This window comes from Proteus vulgaris (genome assembly GCF_016647575.1).
Classification (GTDB): domain Bacteria; phylum Pseudomonadota; class Gammaproteobacteria; order Enterobacterales; family Enterobacteriaceae; genus Proteus; species Proteus mirabilis_B.
Map to the genome: position 1 here is coordinate 3912368 of NZ_CP032663.1, position 20525 is coordinate 3932892.

Consider the following 20525-nt stretch of genomic DNA (forward strand, 5'->3'; position numbering starts at 1 on the left):
CTCAAAGCTCCTTTACCGCTTACTCAAAAAAGACGGAGGTTGGCAGAGGTGAATTAAAGATAATGTCAAAGAAGACATAAACGGCGGCAACCATTACAACCGGAATAATAACCAGTGCGATAGGTTTTCTTTCATTCATCAGCCACATAATGACCGGGATAAGAAGCAGTGACGGAATAATAAAGCCAAAAAAGTGCAGACCTGCGGCATAGACCAACATAAAGATGCCTAAACCATAAGCGCGTTTAACTGCGGTAGAACTCAGGTCAACAGACTTATGTACGTGTTTGATTTTATCAACCACAATACTAATCCATTGAAAAATCCCCAGTAAAATAAATAAGATGGCAAGACCATAAGGCCAAAAACGCTCCCCAGGCACACCATAATCATCAAACATGCTCATATCACGGGAGAGATAGATAATTAGTGCCCCGAAAGCCACTGAAATCGCACCGATGATTGTATTGATTTTTGTCATGTCGGGATCTCCCCGACCCTACCTGCCATAACAGGTAGGGTGGTTTATAATATTAGAAAAGTTATTTTTTCAGGGTTGCTGAAATTAACTCAGCATACATCTCGTGGTCTTCTTTCATCATTTGGTAAGCATCGTCACCAGTGATAAATACAGGCATAATACCTTGTTTTTTCAGTGCTTCTTGGTATCCAGGTTTTTGAACTACTTCAGAGAATGCATCAACTAACTCTTTCTTCACGTTATCAGGCACATTAGCGGTTGTTGCTAATACTGCCCAAGCACGCATTTTCACGTTAGTGTCTAATTTTAATGCTTCTTTGAAAGTAGGTACTGCTGGGAATAATGGGAAACGACGCTCATCCATTACACCAAGAACACGTAGAATACCGGCATCAACTTGAGATTTAACGGCACCCGGAGTGGTTAAGACGCCATCGATGTGGTTACCCACTAAAGCAGCGATTGAAGGGCCTGTACCTTCGTTGTAAGGGATATGGTTAAATTTAGCGCCAGTGGTACGTTCGATATTAACGCCAGCTAAGTGATAAATAGCACCCATACCTGAGTTACCCACTTTCAGTTTACCCGGATTCGCTTTCGCGCCATCGATAAACTCTTGTAACGTGGTATAAGGTGATTCTGCATTAACAACTAACACGACTGGATCAGCGATAGTTGTTGCGATTGGGGTGAAGTCTTTATAAGTAACTGGTGATTTTCCTTGGTGTGGGAACATCGCAAGTTCAACGGTTGTCATCACTAATTTCGTGCCATCTGGACGCGCATTAGCAACTTCAATCAGACCAGTTAAACCATTACCAGCTGGCTTATTCACAGGAACGAAAATACGTCCCGCTGGCATGACATCTTTTGCAAATTCAATGATAGTACGTGCTGAAGTATCAGTACCACCGCCCGGGTTTTTCGGGATGACAACATCAATATTTTTTGTAGGATACGTTAACTGTTGGGCAACTGCGTTCCCCATGCCCAGTGTCATCGTAATCGCCAACGCTGCGAGTAGACTCTTTTTCATAAAACCCTTTCTCCACATTTTTATTGAGTAGCCATTAACTGCTGATAAACAATGTTTTTTCGATTCCAAGTAAAGGTCACGTGTAGGGTATTGTTTTCAGCAATAATAGCTGGATATGAAAATTCGCCTTCCCCATCGAGTAAATCGAATGGTTCAGACCAAGTACTGCCATTATCGGATGAAAGACTAACAGAGATTGGATAACGACGACTCCAGTTACCTGAATTCGGGTTATACACCAATGCCAGTTGACCATCTGCGAAGGAGACGACATCAATGCCGCTATTATTATTTGGTAATATTGTTGCATAAGCTGGACACCAACTGCGCCCATAATCCGTTGAATCGCTACGATAAATAGTACCGCGCGTACTCCGCATCATGGCATGCACATGCCCAGGCCGGGATTCCCATAGTGTTGGCTGTATCACGCCATCCCATTGAAAAACGCGTTGTAGATCAGTCTCCCATAAGGCATCGTCCTTTAAACCCTGCCAGATTTCATGTTCCGCTTGTTCACCTTTATGATGTTCAATTGGAATATCTACTCGCAACCAGTGTTGACCGTTGTCACTCGAAATATCGACAAACGCATCCCAGAATTGGTCATCCTCAACCGATCCCGGTGCCAACCACTCGCCATTCGACATCACTAACACTTTATTTTTCACAGGACCTCTAGGTGCTACATCACCAGAAACCAATTCACTCGGTAAACTCCAGCTATTTCCGCCATCCTTCGAGATAACGTATTGGGTCGTCCAACTATGTACATCGGGACCCGTTTTATAAAACAGCCAGATATTACCTGTTGATGGGTCAACATGTAAAACTGGATTCCAGTGCGCAACACCCGGATTTTTAACAACAGGTTGAGCGTGTTGCCAATGATCACCCTCTTTCATTACCAGCCAGATAGCGGTATTACCGCTACCTTCTTTATCGCCAGCAAAAAAAGCGGTTAACAAACGCTCAGAGTTAGGCACACGCACAATCGTTGAAGCATGGCAGTGATTAAAAAGTGAATGTGCATTATCAAGCACAAACTGGGTTTCCTTCATCACGAAAGGCATATTCCTACTCCTGTGTCCTAAATTAATCTAACGAAAGCCACTTCTTCATATTCTCACCCAATGCAGTCATGCTATTGACGGCAGAAGGGAAAAATGAGTTTTCAAACTGACTGCTGTTACGGGAACGGCAGACCAGTGTGCTGAAGTTACCAATCAGGCGCTGATGATATTTAGCGCATGCTGGATAATCCAGTGTTTCGGTCATCGCTGCTGTTGATAAATAATCTGCTAACACCGCAGCCTGCTCTGGTTTATCCTTCCAATTCTCATAAAGCCAAACATAAAGCTCTGGATGGAAGTTTGCCATTACACCGCTATATGCCTGACATCCTGCTTGGAATGAAGCTAATAGCGTTTGACTGTTGGCGTTTGCAAGATGCAAGCGAGTCCCTTTTGATAATGCCAAACGACGTTCTATCATCGGAAGAGAACAGCACGTATCTTTGATAAAGGTAAAGCGATTACTTTGTGCGCACCACTCTACAATTTCCTCAGATAACAAACGTTTGTAAGGATAAGGGCATTCATAGATACCCAAATCAATCTCTTTTGGTACCACATTGGTTAAGACTTGCAGTGTTTCCAGCGCTTTATCATCCGACTCCCCGACTAGAGCCAAGCGATTACTGATCATAATGACGCCATCGACGCCTGTGCCAGCCATTGCCTGCAATTGTTCTTTTTGCTGACTTAATGCTGTTGCAGTATGACCAGAAGCAACTACAGGTACTCTTCCATCTGCTTTTTCAACGATAAAACGGGTGAGTGCTTGAGTTTCCTCATCACTTAAATAAAACATTTCGCTTGATTGGCAGGCGGCAAAGAGTCCGTGTACACCAGAATCAATATACCAGTCTACAAGGCGCTCTAATGACGCCCAATCAATCTCCCCTTTGGCATCAAAAGGGGTTAGCATAACAGGCCAAACACCGACGTATTTTTGCTGACTCATCATCAATTCCTTACAGTAAGTTAATGGCATCACCTGCCACTTTCACTTGGATACCTTGAGTCAGTGCTTGAGCAACAAATGCTTTTAGCACAAACGCCAATTTATCTTCATCAACATAAGCCACAGTAATGTGGTTACTTTGATGTCCCGCCATAAGGTCATCACGAGTTACGCCATCTAACGTACAGTTTAATAATGGCCATTCGTAGTTAGTTGCTTTACGGCGACGTTCAAATTCTGCTTCAGGTAACTCCACAGCCACACCTGTACCAATATGCATAATCACATCAGTACCTTCATAGTGTGCACGGCCCCATAATAAGCGCCCTGCTTTGCCTTGACCTGCGATAGTTGAACCCCCTTTAGGGAAGAACATCGGAGGCTGACGATAACCTGTTGCGCCTTTTAGGCCACCTTTAAGGTGTTCAAAAGGAACAGAGCCTGAAATTTCCATATCCCAGTAGAATGTTCCTTCATACTCACTACCCCAACGAATGTCATGTAGTGTGGTTTCAGCAGGTAATCCTAATGATGTTAATAAACGCCATAACATCGTTTGAGGAATAGCCGTACCCATATCCACTTCGTTGATACAAGGAATTGGCGTGTTAGGGCAGATAATCTCGCCGTTTTCATCTGGCAGTGGGAAACGCGCGGTTGAACCAATCGCACCTTCAGCAAAGTCAGACGCTGGGCAACAATCTTTTAAGCCCTGCTGATATTGCACACCCACCGCTGTTAGACCAAAACGTTTTACGAAACGCGCCATTGCAATCATCATGGCGCACTGCTCCATCACTTGTTCACGAGTGAGTTCAGTTTTGTCATCTTGACCAAACATAAACGTCATCCCGTTATCTTCGTACCACTGTAAACATGCCTCTCTTAATTCTGTCGGTACTTTTGCCATTTCGACCAGTAACGCAGATTGAGAAAGGGATTCAATTGGCATACCAATATTGATCATTGCCTGTTGTGGGAAGACCCCGTTAATCATTCCCATACAGAATGTATCGAACAAACCGATTATTTCTTTATTTTTAATTATGTATTCGCCGACTTTACGACCCACTTCGCCAGCTTCTGTCGCCATTACCCTGTGTGTTGGCGCAATATCTGTAAGATAGCTAAGCTTATGATTTACATAACCATATTTCAACCAAGTTGCTAAGCCATCTACAAAGAATTCATCATCAAACTCTTCTGACCATAAACGTGAATAATTTTTACCTAAACTGGTCATCGTACCCGCTAAACACAACATGCCCACCAGACCCGGCCATGTACCATCAAAGTTAGCCAGCAGTAAAATAGGGCCACGATGATGTGCTAATGAAGAGGCAATATGGTGTGAATATTGCCATGCGGTTAATAACACAATAACCGGTGCATCAGGATCGATTGCGGCAAACATATCGCAACCTTCACGCTGACTGCTGATAAAACCATGACCGCGAGCTTCATTAATTTCATGAGCACGCTTCATTTTGTAACCTTGAGCGTCTAATGCTGCAGCCAATTTATCTTCAAATTTTTTCTGTACAGGCCAGCACGTTACGTTTGCAGGCTCGCGTAAGTCTGCGTTGGTGACCATCAGGATCTCTTTCTGACCTGCTGTGATGGTTGTCGGTAATTTTGGTAGATTTAAGTTCAACATAAGATATCCCTGGTAAGGTAAACTCGGTTCATAATCGGAAAAATTAGTGGTCAACAATCCGACATCATTTCGTTATAACGCTGCTGATCTTGATACATCTGCAAATAAACTTGATATTTGGCCTGATGGAAGGCAAACGTGTCGCTATCTGGAGTGATAATGCCACCTTCTCGCACCATTGCACTGGCAGCTTTAGAGAAATCATCAAAGGCTTTACATGCCACTGCACCTAATAATGCAGCCCCTAAATTCACTGCATCTTCTTCTTGTGCTAAATGAATTTCACGACCTGTCGCATTGGCATATTCGCGTAGCCATAATGGATTTTTCGTTGCACCACCACACATCACGATACGATTAATTTGATGTCCAGCATCTTCAAGCGTGTCGATAATATGGCGTGTACCGTAAGCAATAGATTGCAGTGTCGCGAGATAATAACGAGCCAATGCAACTCGACCACTTTCCAGCGTTAATCCGCTTACCATGCCTTTGGCGGCAGGGTTTGCGCGCGGAGAACGATTGCCATGATGGTCAGCTAAAACATGAAACTGTGCTGTTGGGTATTGTTCATTCTCTTCCAATTCAGCGACGGCTTCGTTTAATAAGGCATAGTAGTTAACGCCTTTTTCATTCGCTTCTTGCTCTAATTCAGCCCATGATTCATGACGGCGGATAGACCATTCAACTAACGCACCAGCAGCACTTTGACCGCCTTCGTTTAGCCATAATTCGGGTAACATCGCGCCAAAATAAGGTCCCCAAACACCGGGTACCATAATGGGATATTGGCTCACAATCATGTGGCAGTTAGACGTGCCACTGATAATTGCCAAACTCCCTTCAGGTTGTGATGCTGTTAATGCCAAGCCACCCGCATGAGCGTCAATAATGCCTGAAGCAACAATTACACCCGTGTGCAAGCCAAACGCATTGGCAACTGATTCATCTAAACAACCTGCTTGTTCACCTAACGCAAGGATGGTTTGTGGTACTTTTTCTAATAATTCATCCAAACCTACATCGGCTAACAAACTCTCACTAAATTGTCCCTGATGTGCTAAATAGTTCCATTTACAGGTTAATGTACAAGTACTTGCGACATCCCCTGATGTTGCTTTCCATACTAAAAAGTCAGCTAAATCAAAGAATCGCCATACATTTTCATAACGCTCTGGGTAATGATTTTTTAACCACAGAATTTTTGGCAATTCCATTTCGATACTCACTTCACCGCCAACATATCGCAATGAAGGATCATTGGTCAGATTGATAGTGACTGTTTCTTGTACAGCACGGTGATCCATCCACATGATGATATCTTGCTCAGCTTTACCGCTTGGTGAAACAGAAAGCCCTTTACCGTCCTTATCCACAGCAACCAAAGAACAGGTGGCATCAAAACCAATAGATTTCACATGGATAGGATCAATAGCAGATAACGCCACCGACTCTTTTACGGTAGTGCAAACCTGCTGCCAAATATCGGTAGACGATTGCTCAACGAAATCCGTTTTTGGGCGGAACTGCGCAATAGGGCGAACAGAAAAGCCCAAACGCTTTCCATTGCTATCAAATACCGCTGCACGGACACTGGCTGAGCCAACATCAACGCCAATAAAATATTGTTGTTCCATGCGAACCCTCATCATTTGCTAACGCTATGCTAATTTTTGCTACTTCGAGTTAGCAAGTTAATTCGAGCATGACGAAAAAACAATCACAATAAGATTAGTTTGTGATGCAGATCTACATAGATAACATAATTGCATGATTTTAATGATAATTTATTTATTTGGCTTTGTGGGTTATTTAAATGATGTACTGAATCGATTATGTTCGTTATGAAACTAACGAACATTTAATTAATAAGATAAGTAAAAGCACTTATTGAAATGTTAATATCTCGACAATAAATACGATTTTATTAAAAGATATCTCACTAATAATAAGAGATATTATTCAAAAAATAATGAAATAAAGAAAAACAATAATATTCCTATTGCTATAACGCGCTATTACTTTATTTTTAATGAGTTAACTTAAATTTATATATTCTTTTTTGGAGCATTTATTATGTTGAAAAATATTGCTATTAGTCTTTCTCTGCTACTTATTTCCTCTTCTACTTTTTCAGCGACATTAGCTGAAAGAGAATTACAACAAAAATTCGAAGAGAATATTCAGTCTCGTGTTGTCGATTTAAATAAAAGCTGTGATGCCAATATAAAAGTTGCTTTTGATTGGTCTGCATTTACTGCTGAGGATTTAAAAACAATAGGTGTTGATAGTTATTGTAGCGAAGGGTTAAAAGGCGTTATTAATACTTGTGATAGCTCGAAAATAGCACAAGAAACAGTAAAAGAAAAAATACAGAATATTACCTGTTCTAAAGCAACACCGCGTAGTATTGAACTCAAAGAAGGCACGCTGAATTTTGGTATCGATTTCAATGCCTCAAATGATGCAAAAGCAGTTCAAGAACACTTAATGAATAATCTCTAAATAGATTAAATTCAACAAGCAGTAATGCTTAAAGACATTGCTGTTTGTTGATTAAATAACAGATTGAATAAGCTTTTTAGAATAATCATGAGAAACATTGCCTAAATTATTTATCTCACACAATTCAATATTCCTGCCTTGTAAAAAAAACATCACTTTATCGCAGAAATAAGCCACCGTTTGAATATCATGACTAATAAAAAGATAAGAGAGTGTAAACTCTTCTTTTAACTGTTTTAATAAATCTAATATTTGAACTTGCGTGGGAATATCTAAGGAGCTAAGCGCTTCATCTAATACAATAAGTTTTGGATAAGACGCTAATGCACGACATAAACAGACTCTTTGAGCCTGCCCGCCAGAAAGTTCAAATATATAACGTGTATAGCAACTTTTAGGTAATTCTACTTTATCTAAAAAAGCAAAAATAAGTGTTTTCAATGCTTGATGGCTAATACTTGGATTAATGATTTTAATCGGCTCAGCAATAATTTCGCCCACCGTTAATGTCGGATTAACGGAAGTCATATAATCTTGAAAAACAATACTAATTATACCTTGGCGATGAAGTCGTTTTGTAACGGGCTTATTATTTAAAGAGATTGCGCCACTGTCAGGTAATTCTAATCCACAAATTAAACGCGCTAACGTGCTTTTTCCACTGCCACTTTCACCCACTAAACCAAAGGCTTCACTTGAATTAATATTAAAAGAGAGTGAGTCAATAACCTTCACTTTTTCACCAAATAGTGTGTTATTTTTTTGAGTATAAAACTTACTAATATTCTCAACGTTTAATAACATAAACCCTCTTTTATGATGATATTAATCTATTTTTTTATTAATCAATTGCTCGAAGCGTAATGAAAGCTGTCGGCGTGCATTAATTAAATAACGCGTATATTCTTGTGTTGGATGCGATAAAACGGTTGTTTTATCGCCACATTCAACCATTTTACCTCTTTGCATGACTAATATATCGTCGGCAATTTCATTAACTAGCCCTAAGTCATGAGAAATAAAAATCAGTGTTGAATGATGCGTTGTAACGACATGATGAAGCAATTTTAAAATATCTTGGCGAAGTGGTGCATCAAGCGCCGTTGTCGGTTCATCAGCAATTAATAGCTTCGGTGATAAAGCAAGTGCAATCGCAATCATCACACGTTGTAGTTGCCCGCCACTTAATTGATGAGGAAACGCCTGCATAATAGATTGAAATTGATAAGGAAAAACATGAGATAATGCCGACTGAGTTTCTTCTATGGCTTGCTTTTTAGAATAGGAAAAATGGTAGATTAAAGTTTGGCAAAATTGCTTTCCTATTCTCATCAGGGGATCAAAGGCACTCATGCCGTTTTGCACAATCACACCTAAAGATGTTCCTAATAAAGCTCGACGTTGAGAAAGTGCTTCATGGCTGATTTTCTTTCCTTCAAAAAAAATCTCTCCTGACATTGCTAATTGTTCAGGTAGCAACCCCATAATGGCTTTACTCATCAAACTTTTGCCACTACCGCTTTCTCCGACAATCGCTAATGTACGTCCTTGTTTTATCGAAAAAGAAATATCATCAATCAGCTTTTTTCCACTTTCTTGATGAAAAATAGAAACATGCTCAAGCGTCAGTAAGTTGTTCATGCTTTTCTCCTACTGACTGACGATTATCGGGATCAAACACATCACGTAAAAAATCACCCCAAAAATTAAATGCGGTGACAACAAGGGTAATGGCAATCCCTGCGGGTAACATTTGCTCTGGGTGTAATACCATGACATTTTTTGCTTCACTAAGCATATTTCCCCATTCTGGCGTGGGTGGCTGTACACCTAACCCTAAAAAGGAGAGAGCTGATATCATTAAGATAACACTACCAATATCTGTTGATGCTAAGACAATAGTTTCAGCGAAAGTGACCGGTAATAGATGTCGCCGTAAAATATGACTAGACGGCGCACCAATTACCTGTGCATATGCAATGTAATTACGATGAGAATATTGGCGAACAACCCCTCTGATCATTCTGGCATACCATGCCCATTTCACTAAAATAACGGCAATTAAGATATTACCAATACCCGGTCCCATTATTCCCACTAGCGCCAAGATCATAATTTCTGCTGGAAATGACAAAACCACATCACATAACCGCATAATTAATGTATCTGTCTTGCCATGAAAAAATCCGGCTAACATTCCCATTAACCAACCAATTATTAATGTCACACTCATGGCTAATAAGGCATAAAATACCGTTGTTCTTACACCAAACAATAATCTTGAAAAGATACAGCGTCCTAAATTATCCGTACCTAACGGATAATCAAAACTCATTGGCTTAAATTTCAAACGTATCGAGGTTAATGTGGGATCATGCGGTGCCAACCAAGGGGCGAATATTCCTGCGATAACCACAATCATAATCACCAATAAGCACAGTTGTGCGCTTTTATCTTTTGCAAGTCGTTGCCAAAACAGTTGCCACATCATTATCTCCTTAACCGTGGATCAGTCATCATTTGAATGACGTCCATCAGAAAGTTAAAAAAGAGAAATAACAGTGACATCAATAAAATATAGGCTTGTATCATCGGATAATCACGACCAAATATAGCGCTGATACATAGTCGCCCTATTCCCGGCCAAGCAAAAATATTTTCAATCACCACCGTACCAGCAATAAGCTTCGGAATGCTCATTCCCAATGCCGTTAAACTGGAATACAACGAATTACGTAAAATATGACGACGTAAAATAAGGTTATCGGGTAATCCACGCGCTTTGGCATAAAAGACATAAGGCTGATGCCATTGATTTAGCATCGCACCGCGTAATAATCGTAAATAAGTGCCGATATATCCTAAAGAGAGTGCTAATGCGGGCAAAATAACAGACTGTGGCGATAACATCCCGCTGACAGGCAGCCAATCTAAATAAACCGCGACGCCCCAAATTAAGAGCAACCCTAACCAGTAATTAGGAATTGCCGTTAAAACAAACACAATAAAACGGATGCATTTATCCGTAAAACTTTGAGGTTTAGCCACGCACCATAATGCTAAAGGTAATGCCAGAATAATCGTAAAGAATAGCGCTGTTGAGGCTAACCAAAGTGTTGGTGGTAATGCCCTTAGCATCTCTTGAATAACAGGCGTTCTTGTAAGAAAAGAAGTACCAAAATCGAATTGTAAGCCTGACATTAACCATAAAAAGTAACGCGTGAAAAAAGGCTTATCTAACCCTAACTCATGGCGCATCCCTTCAATAGCTTCGGGCGTTGGTACTATTTCATTGACGCGTAACGCGACTTCCGCAGGATCAGATGGGGCTAACTCCAACAGAATAAAGGCAATAAATGAAATCATCAGTGCCAGTGGGAAGATAGCCAGCACTCTCCAGAATATATAACGTAGCATAAGGTTTGATCAGTGTGGCACGTTGATATTACGAGCCACACTTATTTTGGTTAATCTCATTGATGCATTAATTAAGGCTTAAAGCGCATCTTTTCAAACGGTATTTCATATTGAGATGGATTAAAGCCCACATTTTCTAATTCACTACGATGGATAGCCTTAGTACGTGAATAAGTTAATGGAATATAAACTGCTTGCTCTGCTAATGAGGTAAACAAGGTTTTATATAATTCCTGACGACGCGCTTCATTAGGTGTAATTAATAACTCGCCAATCATTGCATCCAATTGGGCTTTATTCGCCAATCCTTTTTGCCCTTGATAATCCGCGTGAGCAGGTATTCTAAATGAGGAAACAAAAGAAGCCGGATCGTAAGGTGTTCCCCATGAGAGCGAATATTGTAAATCGAAATCACCATTTTTTTGTCTATCTAAATAGGCTTGTTTCTCTTCACCTAAAATCGTTAAGCCGACACCAATTTTTTTAAAGTCATCTTGAATAAGTTCAGCTATCTCTTTCTCAACAGCATTATTCACATTATAAGAGAGCAATAGCTGTAATTTCTCGCCTTGCTTCTCACGGATAGTCTTACCTTTTGGTAATACCCAGCCTTCAGACTCTAATAGATCAATCGCTTTTGTTGGACGATAAATATAGGTTGGGGAAGCAAAATCACAGTAAGGTACGCTGCGCGCCATTAAAGTATCAGCGACTTTTTCACTTCCCGCTAAAATACCTTGGGCAATCCCTTCTTTATCAACCGCATATTGCAATGCTTGGCGTACTTTTTGGCTAGATGTCATTGCTCGGCTACTATTAAGCACAATAGCTCGAGACGCGATCGGCGCACTCATTTCCGTTTTGAATTTATCTGACGCCATCAGAGCTTCAAATGAATCCATATCTAACATGTCGCCATCTGCGCCAAAAATAAGCTGAATATCCCCTTTTTGCAGAGAAAGTAACATAGTTTGTCTATCGGGGATCACTCGCCACATCACGCCATTTAGTACTGGTTTTTCTCCCCAATAATTTGGGTTAACTTTAAACTCAGCATATTGATCTTTTTTATGCTCAGTTAATACCCAAGGTCCTGTGCCCACATAGTTCGCAACACCGGTTTTAGTTTTGCCATTAATAAAAGAATTCGGCGAAATAAAGCGGAAAGGGCGAGTTAAACCTAATTCCGTTAAGGTTGGGTAGTAAGGGTTTTTTAGATTTAATTTAACCGTGAATTCATCAACAATTTCAACGCTATCAATCTGACGAACTAACTCTAACCACGCATGACGTTCATAGTTGTCTAGTACTGCTTCAATGTTTAGTTTTACTGCTTTAGCATTAAAGGGTTCGCCATCACTAAATGTCACATCATGGCGTAAAAAGAAAGTGTAGCTCTTTCCATCGGGAGAGATATCCCAACGCTCTGCTAAATAAGGTGCAACGCCTTTTTCGGTATTTAATACAAGGGATTCAAATACCATGTTTTGAGCCGCCATCTCACCAGAATAGAGATGCGGGTTAATATCACGAATATCTTTTGTGCTGGCATAATCCAACATATTATTACTTTTGTCTGCTAATGCAGGAAAAGCACATGCAAGTGTTAATAATAGTGTTGGGAACACTGAAAGTAAGGGCTTCACGTTATTCTCCTTTAATCATCTATTCTTTGTTTTTGTGCGTGGATCATAAACATCGGTGTTGAACCATAATTAATTTTTTCTTCTTCGTTCCACACGAAATCACCAATACGAGTATCTATCATATATCGACTAAAACCGACTTCTAACAAGGTATTAATATCCCATTGCGGACGCTTAATTTGACTTAATGGTAATTGGCGAGCAATTCGCTCCATCTCTTTGGTATCTGTATTGACGTAGTGATCTTCAACTTGTTTTTCAATTGAACGTTCTCTATCCGCCACAAAACCTTGCCAGTAGCTTTCATCAAAGAGATGTAAATACCAGTTAGCATCGAAATTAATTAAACTGCCACCTGGTTTTAATACTCGAAACCACTCCGAATACGCTTTTTGAGGTGCTTTTAAATTCCATGTCACGTTACGACTGACCACTAAATCGAATTGTTCGCTGGCAAAAGGCAGTTGGTGTACATCACCGCGAACAAATTGAATATTTGCCTTATGCGTTTGCGCATTTTGTTTGGCTTCCAGCAACATACCTTCCGTTGCATCAATTGCCGTCACCTCATGACCTGATAACGCTAATAAAATGGCAAAAAAACCAGGTCCCGTTCCAATATCAAGCACTTTTAAGGTTTCACCTACTTTGGTATGCCCCAATAACAGATGACGCCATTTCTGTTGTTTCTCGCTCAGCAATTCCTGTTGATTCGACTCACTATAACTTTCAGCTCTGATATTCCAGTAGCGAGTTACATCATTAAGTAATTGGTTATTATTTATTTTATTTGTCATCAGAAACCTGCTGTTATATCAACGTAAAGAGAGGAATAAATTCCCCTAAAAGCGAATGATTTGGCTATTTTTTAGTGTGGGTAACATACCTTGTAACCCCAAGATGCTCTATGTGCTATATCAATATTCACCAGTACTCAATAAGGAAGATCTGCCAATTTGCGATCTCCCGCTTTAACATAAATACACCATCCTAATGGGCGTGACGATAAATAAGCAAATGGATTATTTCCCCTGTTAAAATAGAGAAATAAATTGAGCGAATTTAGAAATAAAAATTAATTTTGTCTTATATTAAAAAAGTGAGCGCTTTAATTTCACCTTTTTTATAAAACCGTTATAGTCAATAATATTGTTATCTTAAATTTCTTTCTTTAAACGAATATAGCCGTCACATAAGGCTCTCTAAAATATGAATCGAATCTCACGATTAACGGCTGATATTACCCGCGCCGATTTTGCCTTAACGCATCAACAGCAATTACTTCAATTGCTAACTCAACACTTTCCGACTAAGTACCGTTCTCTATTTGCGACTCCAGAGAAAAAATCGGATGACGTTGTTGAGTGGTATTCTCCGGTTTCTGGTAATCCTGTCGCTTTAACGTCGTTACAAGGACAAGAACAGCAAGAAATAAGACGTATTTTAGATGAACGCCTTAACGATATTAAAACGCAAACGGCGCTATTAGCATCGCAAAATAGAATTACGGATGAAGAGCGCCATCTTTTAGATACAGCATCAACGCTACCTGATAGCGAAAGTGTCTATATTATTAATGGGCAACCCGTGATTACATGGTGGCCACGCACAACACCATTGCCCCCCCCTATTGCGCAAGTTACCGCAGGTGCAAGTGCAGCTGCTGCGGGTGCCGCACTCGCCGATGTGCCCGCCAAAACACGTAATCGCTGGCTACGTTGGTTATTACTGCTGTTATTCTTGCTGTTTTTGGTCTTACTGGCATCTTGGCTAAAAGGCTGTTTTGATCCGAAAGTGGTTCCTCCTGTGGTTGAAGAGAAACCAGCTGTTGTCATACCGCCAAAACCAGAACCTATCCCTGAGCCAGAACCTGTTCCTGAACCCGTTCCAGAGCCTGTACCTGAGCCTATCCCTGAACCTGTACCTGAACCGGCTCCAGTGCCTAAGCCTGTACCAGTGAAAAAACTCACGCCACTAGAAGCTTGTGTGCAAGATGAATTGAAAAAAGCGGGTGTGACGGAGAAAACAGCAAATGCGACTTGTGAAAATCGCTTAGCCAGCAAAATTAAGCAAATGTGCCCAGCTGAACGTCCAGCAGAGTTAGCACCTCAAGTGATTATTATCTTTGATGCTTCAGGTTCAATGGCATTGAGTATGAGTTTAACGGAAGACGATTTAGACTTTATCTCAAGCACCGGAAAACTCTTCGCGGGCTATGATGCCGAACCTCGTCGTATCACCGTAGCAAGAAATGCAGCGACAAAAATTATTAATAGCATTCCTTCAGATATGAAGATCACCACCGTTGTGGCATCAGACTGCGGTGTAGTGAAATCCAGTCCGGCTTATGGTGGCAATGAGCGCTCAAAATTGCTTAACTACATTAAACGTATTGAACCTGATAGCGGTACACCATTAGCCGAATCTATCCAACGAGCAGGCTCTCTGATCAAAAGTAATAATCGTGACACTATTATTGTCTTGTTATCAGATGGTTTAGAATCTTGCGATCAAGACCCATGCGCAGCGGCCAGAACGTTAAAACGAGCTCATCCCCGCGCCGTCATTAATGTAGTTGATATTTTAGGCACGGGCGCAGGTAACTGTGTGGCAAGTGCCACTGGTGGTAAAGTCTTCACGGCGCGTAATGCTAATGAAGTTACTTTAATGACTCGAAAAGCGATTGAAGATTATATTCCAAAGAACTGTAAATAATGATTGATTACTGTTTCTAATATTTAATTCACCCTCTTTGATTTCATATTGAGGGTGAATTTTTCACGTATTACGTGTATTTTATTATTATATTGGCGCTGGCAAACTCTATATCTTATCTATTTAAGACCATTCCTTAATTGTGTGTTTTTTTCTTTTCTTATTCTCTCATTATTCAGAATAAACCTATTTTGTGATTATTATCACAGCAATTAGACACTTACCAATAGTTTATTCTTTTATATTTTGTCTTTTTTTTCTTCTATTTCATTATTTTTTAATGCAAAAACCAATATATCGGTGATTTAATCCATATATTTAAGAAAATATAGCGCAACCTGTAATGTCATTATTTAATTATCATCATCGTCATCTTAATATTCCCATTTTCACTCAAGAAAAATAAAAAATCCTTTAATAATAATCAGTTAATTAACCCTAAATAATCCGCTAGATAGACACCAAATTTCTGATAATATAAAATGTATATAAATTTTATATCTTTATTTTTAGCCTTAAAGCCTATTTACGGATAAGCCAACTTACCCATAGATAATCTTGCCTAGCGGAATGATCGTCGTGAATAAAGCATTCTTACGAAGTGGTAAATTAGAAAGTTACCTCCCTATGGGAGAAAATGGACAGGCTGTTTATATCTCTGCACTACAGCTGCGTGAAACCCTGCGTTTAAGAGGAAAGGCTCATATTTCTCAATGCCTTGCTATTCCTCAGCCAAATGAAACTGGCGAGCGCATTGACTGGTATTCACCGATTGACGGCTCTGTTATTCCTTGGTCTGCGGCTTCAGAAGAAGAACGCACCGCCGCTTATGCGCTACTGAAAAAGAATCAAGATGATTTAATCGCCTTTAGTGAACAAGAGCAGCAAAGGGCTGGAAATAAAGAAAGTCAGCTTTTTGGTGCCTTACTCAGTAAAACTATCCAATTTCCTGATGAAAACCATATTTTTATTGTTGATGGCCAACCTATTATTACCTTCTGGGGTTTTGTCAGTGCTAATCAACAGCTTAGAGTTGACCCTGTTGCTTGCTTAAAGCCCGCTGTTGCGCCAATAGCACCAACATCAACCGTGGTTCCACCAGTGCAAGAAAAAGTCATTATTACTGACACTAAGCGCCCTTGGTGGCGTTTCTTATGGTGGCTATTACCTTTATTATTACTTCTACTCGCGATTTTCTTCTTAAGAGGCTGTTTTTCAACGCCAGCATTACCTACGGTCGATATTAAAACACCCGATATTGAAGCGCCTAAATTACCCGATCCTACTCTTGAAAAACCGAAAGTCCCCACCGTGGTCACTAACGGTCACACCGTTGGTGTGCCAACAAATACGGTTCACACAGGAACATTAGGCACCATTGATGCCAATGGGAATGTGATTAATGGTACAAGTGATAACGGCGCAATCGTTGATCCTAATACGGGTTTACCTGTGGTTGATCCTCAAACAGACAATAACCAAGGTGCATTACCTGAAGGAACATTGCCTGAAGATGCGCAACAACCTAACGTACCTCCGGTTGATCCAGCGGCACAAAATGAGCAACCGAAAACAGATAACAATCAAAATACAGGGAATGAGAACAACACTCCTACCCCTCCTGTTGATCCCAATGCACCACCCGATGTGACACCGCCTGCAACAGCCGATAACACAACACCACTGACCATTCCGGCGAATGCGTTAGCGAATGGCTCTACCCAATTCCTAAATGGTCAATGGAAAGCAGGGGCGGGAATTCAAGATCAAAAAACAGGTAAACCACTGAGCCTAAATTACCAATTAGATAATGGTAAAGGACAAGTCGTCATGACACGCAGTGATGGCGTAACCTGTAAAGCACCAGTCAATGCCGTCGTCAATCAGGGTGGATTAAATATTAATAACCAAGGTCAGGCTCTGTGTAGTGATGGTTCAAACTATTTGATGCCAAATATTATTTGCCAACCAGGAAGCCAAAATATTGCTGATTGCCAAGGGAAATATGAAAACAATCAGCCATTCCCATTATCAATGAAGCGGGAGAATAACTAATTCATGTTAGCGCCACTGACCGATTATAAAGATAAAATTACCCTTATCCGAGACAGTAATATTCAGTTTCTGGATTTTGGTTTTAAGCTACCACAGCGCAAAGAGTACGGTGAGTTTGTTAAAAAAGGCGAAAACGGCCCGTTAATGCGACTCATCTATAATGAACGAGATGATAACTATCTTTACCCAGCACCTAAAAATCAGCCTCAGACACCAAGAGAAGCTGAATTTAGCTTTTCCCTTGAAGAGTCATTAACGCTATTAAATGATACATGGCTACCAGTACCATTTTTCCGTTTTAATCCACCCCGCGCATTCTCTCAAGGCCCTGATAACTGGGTAAGAATGATGTTCCATCAACTGCCAGAGCCAGATGAAGATGGACATACACACCGCGTTGTTGTGGCATTTGATACTCGAATTGAACCGAATCGCGCCAATACAGCTTATCTGGCGCCAAACGAAGAAGATGTTCGCTCTGGTGTCGCTTTTGCGTTGGCTTATTTGGGCTATGAAGTTGAGAACTTCCTTGAAACACCGTGGATTGATGGTTGGTTAAAGGAAGTCTTTAGTGAAAGAGCGCTGGCTGTGACCAAAATGTACCATGATGAACTTGAAGAGGCGCTCAAAGAGTTTCAACATCAGGCACATTATCTCAATTTACTCAATATTTTAGGTGAGAAGCTACGCTTACCTGAAATCAAAATTAACGAAACCAAACCGCAAGAGCCTGCGATTGAAGTTGACCTTATTCTTGATGTGGGTAACTCACGCACCTGTGGGATCTTAATTGAAGATCATATCAATGATAATAAAGGGCTAACGCAACTCTATGAAATGACATTGCGTGATTTAAGCCACCCTTATCAAATCTATAATGAGCCATTTGAAAGCCGTGTTGAATTTGCGCAAGCTGAATTTGGTAAACAAGATTTCTCAGTCAATAGTGGTCGCAATAATGCCTTTATGTGGCCGACGATTGGTCGCGTTGGCCCTGAAGCCAACCGCATGGCTGCGCAACGCTTAGGTACTGAAGGTTCAACGGGTATTTCAAGCCCTAAACGCTATTTATGGGATGATTCGCCATATTCTCCGGGTTGGCGCTTTAGCCGCTCTTTTGGTCAAACCGACAGAGAGCCACTGGCAACTGCGGTTCCGATGACATACCTTCTAAACGATCACGGTGAGCCGTTATTCCGTTTAGAGCCTGACTTCCGCATGCCGGTATTTACACCAAACTATACCCGTAGTTCATTAATGACCATGATGTTAACCGAAGTGTTAGCGCAGGCATTAACGCAAATGAACAGCCCTGCTCAACGCCTTAAAATGAGTCACGCAAGTGCGCCTCGTCAATTGCGCAATATCATTTTGACTATTCCACCAGCGATGCCAAAACCAGAGCGTGCCATTTTTGAAACGTGTATGGAAAACGCATTAGGACTCATTTGGAAAGCAATGAATTGGGACCCAACTGACGAAAAACTACGTTTTGATGGCAAAGATGAACAGTGTCGTATCCCTATGCCAAACATCCATGTGAAATGGGATGAAGCCACTTGTGGCCAGTTAGTTTACCTCTACAACGAAACACAAATTAAATTTGGTGAGCGTACTGAAGCCTTCTTTGCCAGCCAAGTGCGCGAAGATAACCGCGCATTAACGGGTGATAGCACGTTAAAAATTGCCTCAATCGATATTGGTGGCGGAACAACCGATCTCGTTATTACACGTTATAAACTGGATACGGGTACAGGTAGCAACGTTAAAATTATTCCAACACAGTTATTCCGTGAAGGATTTAAAATTGCGGGTGATGATATTTTATTAGATATCATCCAGATTTGCGTATTACCTGCATTACGCACAGCATTAACGGATGCAGGTATTTCTGATGCCGATGCTCTGATGTCTTCTCTTTTTGGTAGTGAAGGTTTAGATGCAGGGCAGCAAGTGTTGCGCCAACAGCTTACCCTACAAATTTTTAATCCGATTGGGTTAAAGATTTTAAGCCAATATGAAAACTACGATCCATTAGTTCCACATGAAGGTATTAACAGTACTTTTGGTGAATTACTTAACGTTCTACCGACAGAGCATGTACGTCGTTATATTGATGACGCAACCAATAAAGAGCTGGGTGGTGGCGAGAGTTTCTCCATTTTAAATGTGCCGGTACAAATTAACTTTGCGCAATTGCACGCCGAATTTATTTCTGGTGAACGCATTAATATCACCCGTAGTTTAAAAGCCCTGTGTGAAGTGCTTTATTACTACTCCTGTGATGTTTTACTGCTGACAGGTCGCCCTTCTCGCTTACCGGGTATTCAAGCACTATTAAAAGTATTACAGCCGGTACCACCTTCTCGTATTCTGCCATTACATGGCTACAAAACAGGTGGTTGGTATCCATTCAACAAAAAAGGCCGTATTGACGATCCAAAATCAACAGCAGCGGTCGGTGCGATGTTGTGTTTAATGGCTGAAAATGCACGTTTACTCAATTTTTACTTCTCGACAGGTAACTTTAAAACTTACTCAACAGTACGTTATTTAGGGATGTTGGATAATAACAACACCATTTCTGATAATGACGTTTACTACCGTGATATTCAGGATAAATTTGAGCCTGATCCTGATACCTATTTTGAAGTCAGAGGCGGAATACGCTTAGGTTTCCGTCAATTAGATAATGCCCGTTGGCCTGCATCTCCTCTTTATACCTTGCGCATTAAAAATCCGAAATTGGCACAGCAACTTAGCCAAGAAGACAGCGTATTGCATATCAAGCTAGGGGAAGAAAGAGGCGCTTCTGGCCATAATGATGACAATAAATCTGAAAAATTACGCATTGAAGAGATGGAGCTTATTAATGGCAAAGGTGGCGTTAATAAGAACGGTTTAAGCTTCAAACTCAATACGTTAGCAGATAGTGGTATTGGTGAAACATCCTATTGGCTGGATAGCGGGAGTGTATTAGGTAAATGA

At 40.7% G+C, this 20525-nt stretch carries 16 protein-coding genes; 4 read left to right on the forward strand and 12 right to left on the reverse strand.

From position 1 onward, the window contains the following. Nucleotides 1-19 precede the first annotated feature (19 nt). The 6 genes from D7029_RS17895 to D7029_RS17920 form a co-directional block, all read right to left on the reverse strand. Nucleotides 20-481, reverse strand: coding sequence for a tripartite tricarboxylate transporter TctB family protein (locus D7029_RS17895; RefSeq protein ID WP_194951425.1), 462 nt, complete (start codon nt 479-481; stop codon nt 20-22). Nucleotides 482-542: 61 nt separating this feature from the next. Next, a complete protein-coding gene (locus D7029_RS17900) occupies nt 543-1517 on the reverse strand; it encodes a tripartite tricarboxylate transporter substrate binding protein (protein ID WP_228766714.1) in 975 nt (324 codons plus the stop codon). A gap of 20 nt (nt 1518-1537) precedes the next feature. Further along, nucleotides 1538-2590 (reverse strand): sialidase family protein, encoded by a 1053-nt coding sequence (locus D7029_RS17905; RefSeq protein ID WP_088494293.1) that lies wholly within the window; start codon nt 2588-2590, stop codon nt 1538-1540. Nucleotides 2591-2612: 22 nt separating this feature from the next. Continuing rightward, complete coding sequence (locus tag D7029_RS17910) at nt 2613-3542, reverse strand: dihydrodipicolinate synthase family protein (RefSeq protein ID WP_036914337.1); 930 nt, start codon at nt 3540-3542, stop codon at nt 2613-2615. 10 nt (nt 3543-3552) lie between these two features. Continuing rightward, complete coding sequence (locus D7029_RS17915; protein ID WP_194951427.1) at nt 3553-5199, reverse strand: signal transduction protein; 1647 nt, start codon at nt 5197-5199, stop codon at nt 3553-3555. A gap of 50 nt (nt 5200-5249) precedes the next feature. Further along, nucleotides 5250-6836 carry an FGGY-family carbohydrate kinase gene (locus D7029_RS17920; protein WP_088494291.1) on the reverse strand — a complete coding sequence of 529 codons (1587 nt, stop codon included), beginning with the start codon at nt 6834-6836 and terminating at the stop codon, nt 5250-5252. A 439-nt stretch (nt 6837-7275) separates the two neighbouring features. Here D7029_RS17920 and D7029_RS17925 point away from each other — a divergent pair, with 439 nt between their 5' ends. Further along, entirely contained in the window at nt 7276-7704 is a 429-nt protein-coding gene (locus D7029_RS17925) for a hypothetical protein (RefSeq protein ID WP_194951428.1), read from the forward strand. A gap of 51 nt (nt 7705-7755) precedes the next feature. Here the strand turns inward: D7029_RS17925 and D7029_RS17930 are convergent, their stop codons facing one another. The 6 genes from D7029_RS17930 to D7029_RS17955 all read right to left on the reverse strand — a co-directional run bounded on the left by D7029_RS17930 (nt 7756) and on the right by D7029_RS17955 (nt 13564). Then, entirely contained in the window at nt 7756-8508 is a 753-nt protein-coding gene (locus tag D7029_RS17930) for an ABC transporter ATP-binding protein (protein ID WP_194951429.1), read from the reverse strand. A 21-nt stretch (nt 8509-8529) separates the two neighbouring features. Then, entirely contained in the window at nt 8530-9345 is an 816-nt protein-coding gene (locus D7029_RS17935; RefSeq protein WP_194951430.1) for an ABC transporter ATP-binding protein, read from the reverse strand. After that, the gene (gene opp1C / locus D7029_RS17940) at nt 9323-10192 is read right to left on the reverse strand and encodes a nickel/cobalt ABC transporter permease (protein WP_088494287.1); all 870 of its coding nucleotides are present in this window, start codon (nt 10190-10192) and stop codon (nt 9323-9325) included. The genes D7029_RS17935 and opp1C overlap by 23 nt, the downstream gene beginning before the upstream one ends. Before the next feature lie 2 nt (nt 10193-10194). After that, nucleotides 10195-11121 carry a nickel/cobalt ABC transporter permease gene (gene opp1B / locus D7029_RS17945; RefSeq protein ID WP_194951431.1) on the reverse strand — a complete coding sequence of 309 codons (927 nt, stop codon included), beginning with the start codon at nt 11119-11121 and terminating at the stop codon, nt 10195-10197. A gap of 71 nt (nt 11122-11192) precedes the next feature. Continuing rightward, nucleotides 11193-12767, reverse strand: coding sequence for a nickel ABC transporter substrate-binding protein (gene nikA / locus D7029_RS17950; RefSeq protein WP_194951432.1), 1575 nt, complete (start codon nt 12765-12767; stop codon nt 11193-11195). Nucleotides 12768-12778: 11 nt separating this feature from the next. Next, the gene (locus D7029_RS17955; protein ID WP_088494284.1) at nt 12779-13564 is read right to left on the reverse strand and encodes a class I SAM-dependent methyltransferase; all 786 of its coding nucleotides are present in this window, start codon (nt 13562-13564) and stop codon (nt 12779-12781) included. Nucleotides 13565-13976: 412 nt separating this feature from the next. On the opposite strand from D7029_RS17955, the gene D7029_RS17960 reads away from it, so the two are divergent. The 3 genes from D7029_RS17960 to D7029_RS17970 all read left to right on the forward strand — a co-directional run bounded on the left by D7029_RS17960 (nt 13977) and on the right by D7029_RS17970 (nt 20525). Beyond that, the gene (locus D7029_RS17960) at nt 13977-15482 is read left to right on the forward strand and encodes a vWA domain-containing protein (protein ID WP_194951433.1); all 1506 of its coding nucleotides are present in this window, start codon (nt 13977-13979) and stop codon (nt 15480-15482) included. Nucleotides 15483-16061: 579 nt separating this feature from the next. Beyond that, nucleotides 16062-17537, forward strand: coding sequence for an SrfA family protein (locus D7029_RS17965; protein ID WP_194951434.1), 1476 nt, complete (start codon nt 16062-16064; stop codon nt 17535-17537). Between the two features lie 3 nt (nt 17538-17540). Further along, complete coding sequence (locus tag D7029_RS17970; RefSeq protein ID WP_194951435.1) at nt 17541-20525, forward strand: virulence factor SrfB; 2985 nt, start codon at nt 17541-17543, stop codon at nt 20523-20525.

Excerpts from the sequence above, each read along its gene's own strand:
- D7029_RS17905 (WP_088494293.1), bottom strand. The coding sequence starts at position 2,590 with ATGCCTTTCGTGATGAAGGAAACCCAGTTTGTGCTTGATAATGCACAT.
- D7029_RS17930 (WP_194951429.1), bottom strand. The coding sequence starts at position 8,508 with ATGTTATTAAACGTTGAGAATATTAGTAAGTTTTATACTCAAAAAAAT.
- D7029_RS17960 (WP_194951433.1), top strand. The coding sequence starts at position 13,977 with ATGAATCGAATCTCACGATTAACGGCTGATATTACCCGCGCCGATTTT.
- D7029_RS17920 (WP_088494291.1), bottom strand. The coding sequence starts at position 6,836 with ATGGAACAACAATATTTTATTGGCGTTGATGTTGGCTCAGCCAGTGTC.
- D7029_RS17900 (WP_228766714.1), bottom strand. The coding sequence starts at position 1,517 with ATGAAAAAGAGTCTACTCGCAGCGTTGGCGATTACGATGACACTGGGC.
- D7029_RS17910 (WP_036914337.1), bottom strand. The coding sequence starts at position 3,542 with ATGAGTCAGCAAAAATACGTCGGTGTTTGGCCTGTTATGCTAACCCCT.
- D7029_RS17955 (WP_088494284.1), bottom strand. The coding sequence starts at position 13,564 with ATGACAAATAAAATAAATAATAACCAATTACTTAATGATGTAACTCGC.
- D7029_RS17935 (WP_194951430.1), bottom strand. The coding sequence starts at position 9,345 with ATGAACAACTTACTGACGCTTGAGCATGTTTCTATTTTTCATCAAGAA.
- D7029_RS17915 (WP_194951427.1), bottom strand. The coding sequence starts at position 5,199 with ATGTTGAACTTAAATCTACCAAAATTACCGACAACCATCACAGCAGGT.
- opp1B (WP_194951431.1), bottom strand. The coding sequence starts at position 11,121 with ATGCTACGTTATATATTCTGGAGAGTGCTGGCTATCTTCCCACTGGCA.
- opp1C (WP_088494287.1), bottom strand. The coding sequence starts at position 10,192 with ATGTGGCAACTGTTTTGGCAACGACTTGCAAAAGATAAAAGCGCACAA.
- D7029_RS17925 (WP_194951428.1), top strand. The coding sequence starts at position 7,276 with ATGTTGAAAAATATTGCTATTAGTCTTTCTCTGCTACTTATTTCCTCT.
- D7029_RS17970 (WP_194951435.1), top strand. The coding sequence starts at position 17,541 with ATGTTAGCGCCACTGACCGATTATAAAGATAAAATTACCCTTATCCGA.
- D7029_RS17895 (WP_194951425.1), bottom strand. The coding sequence starts at position 481 with ATGACAAAAATCAATACAATCATCGGTGCGATTTCAGTGGCTTTCGGG.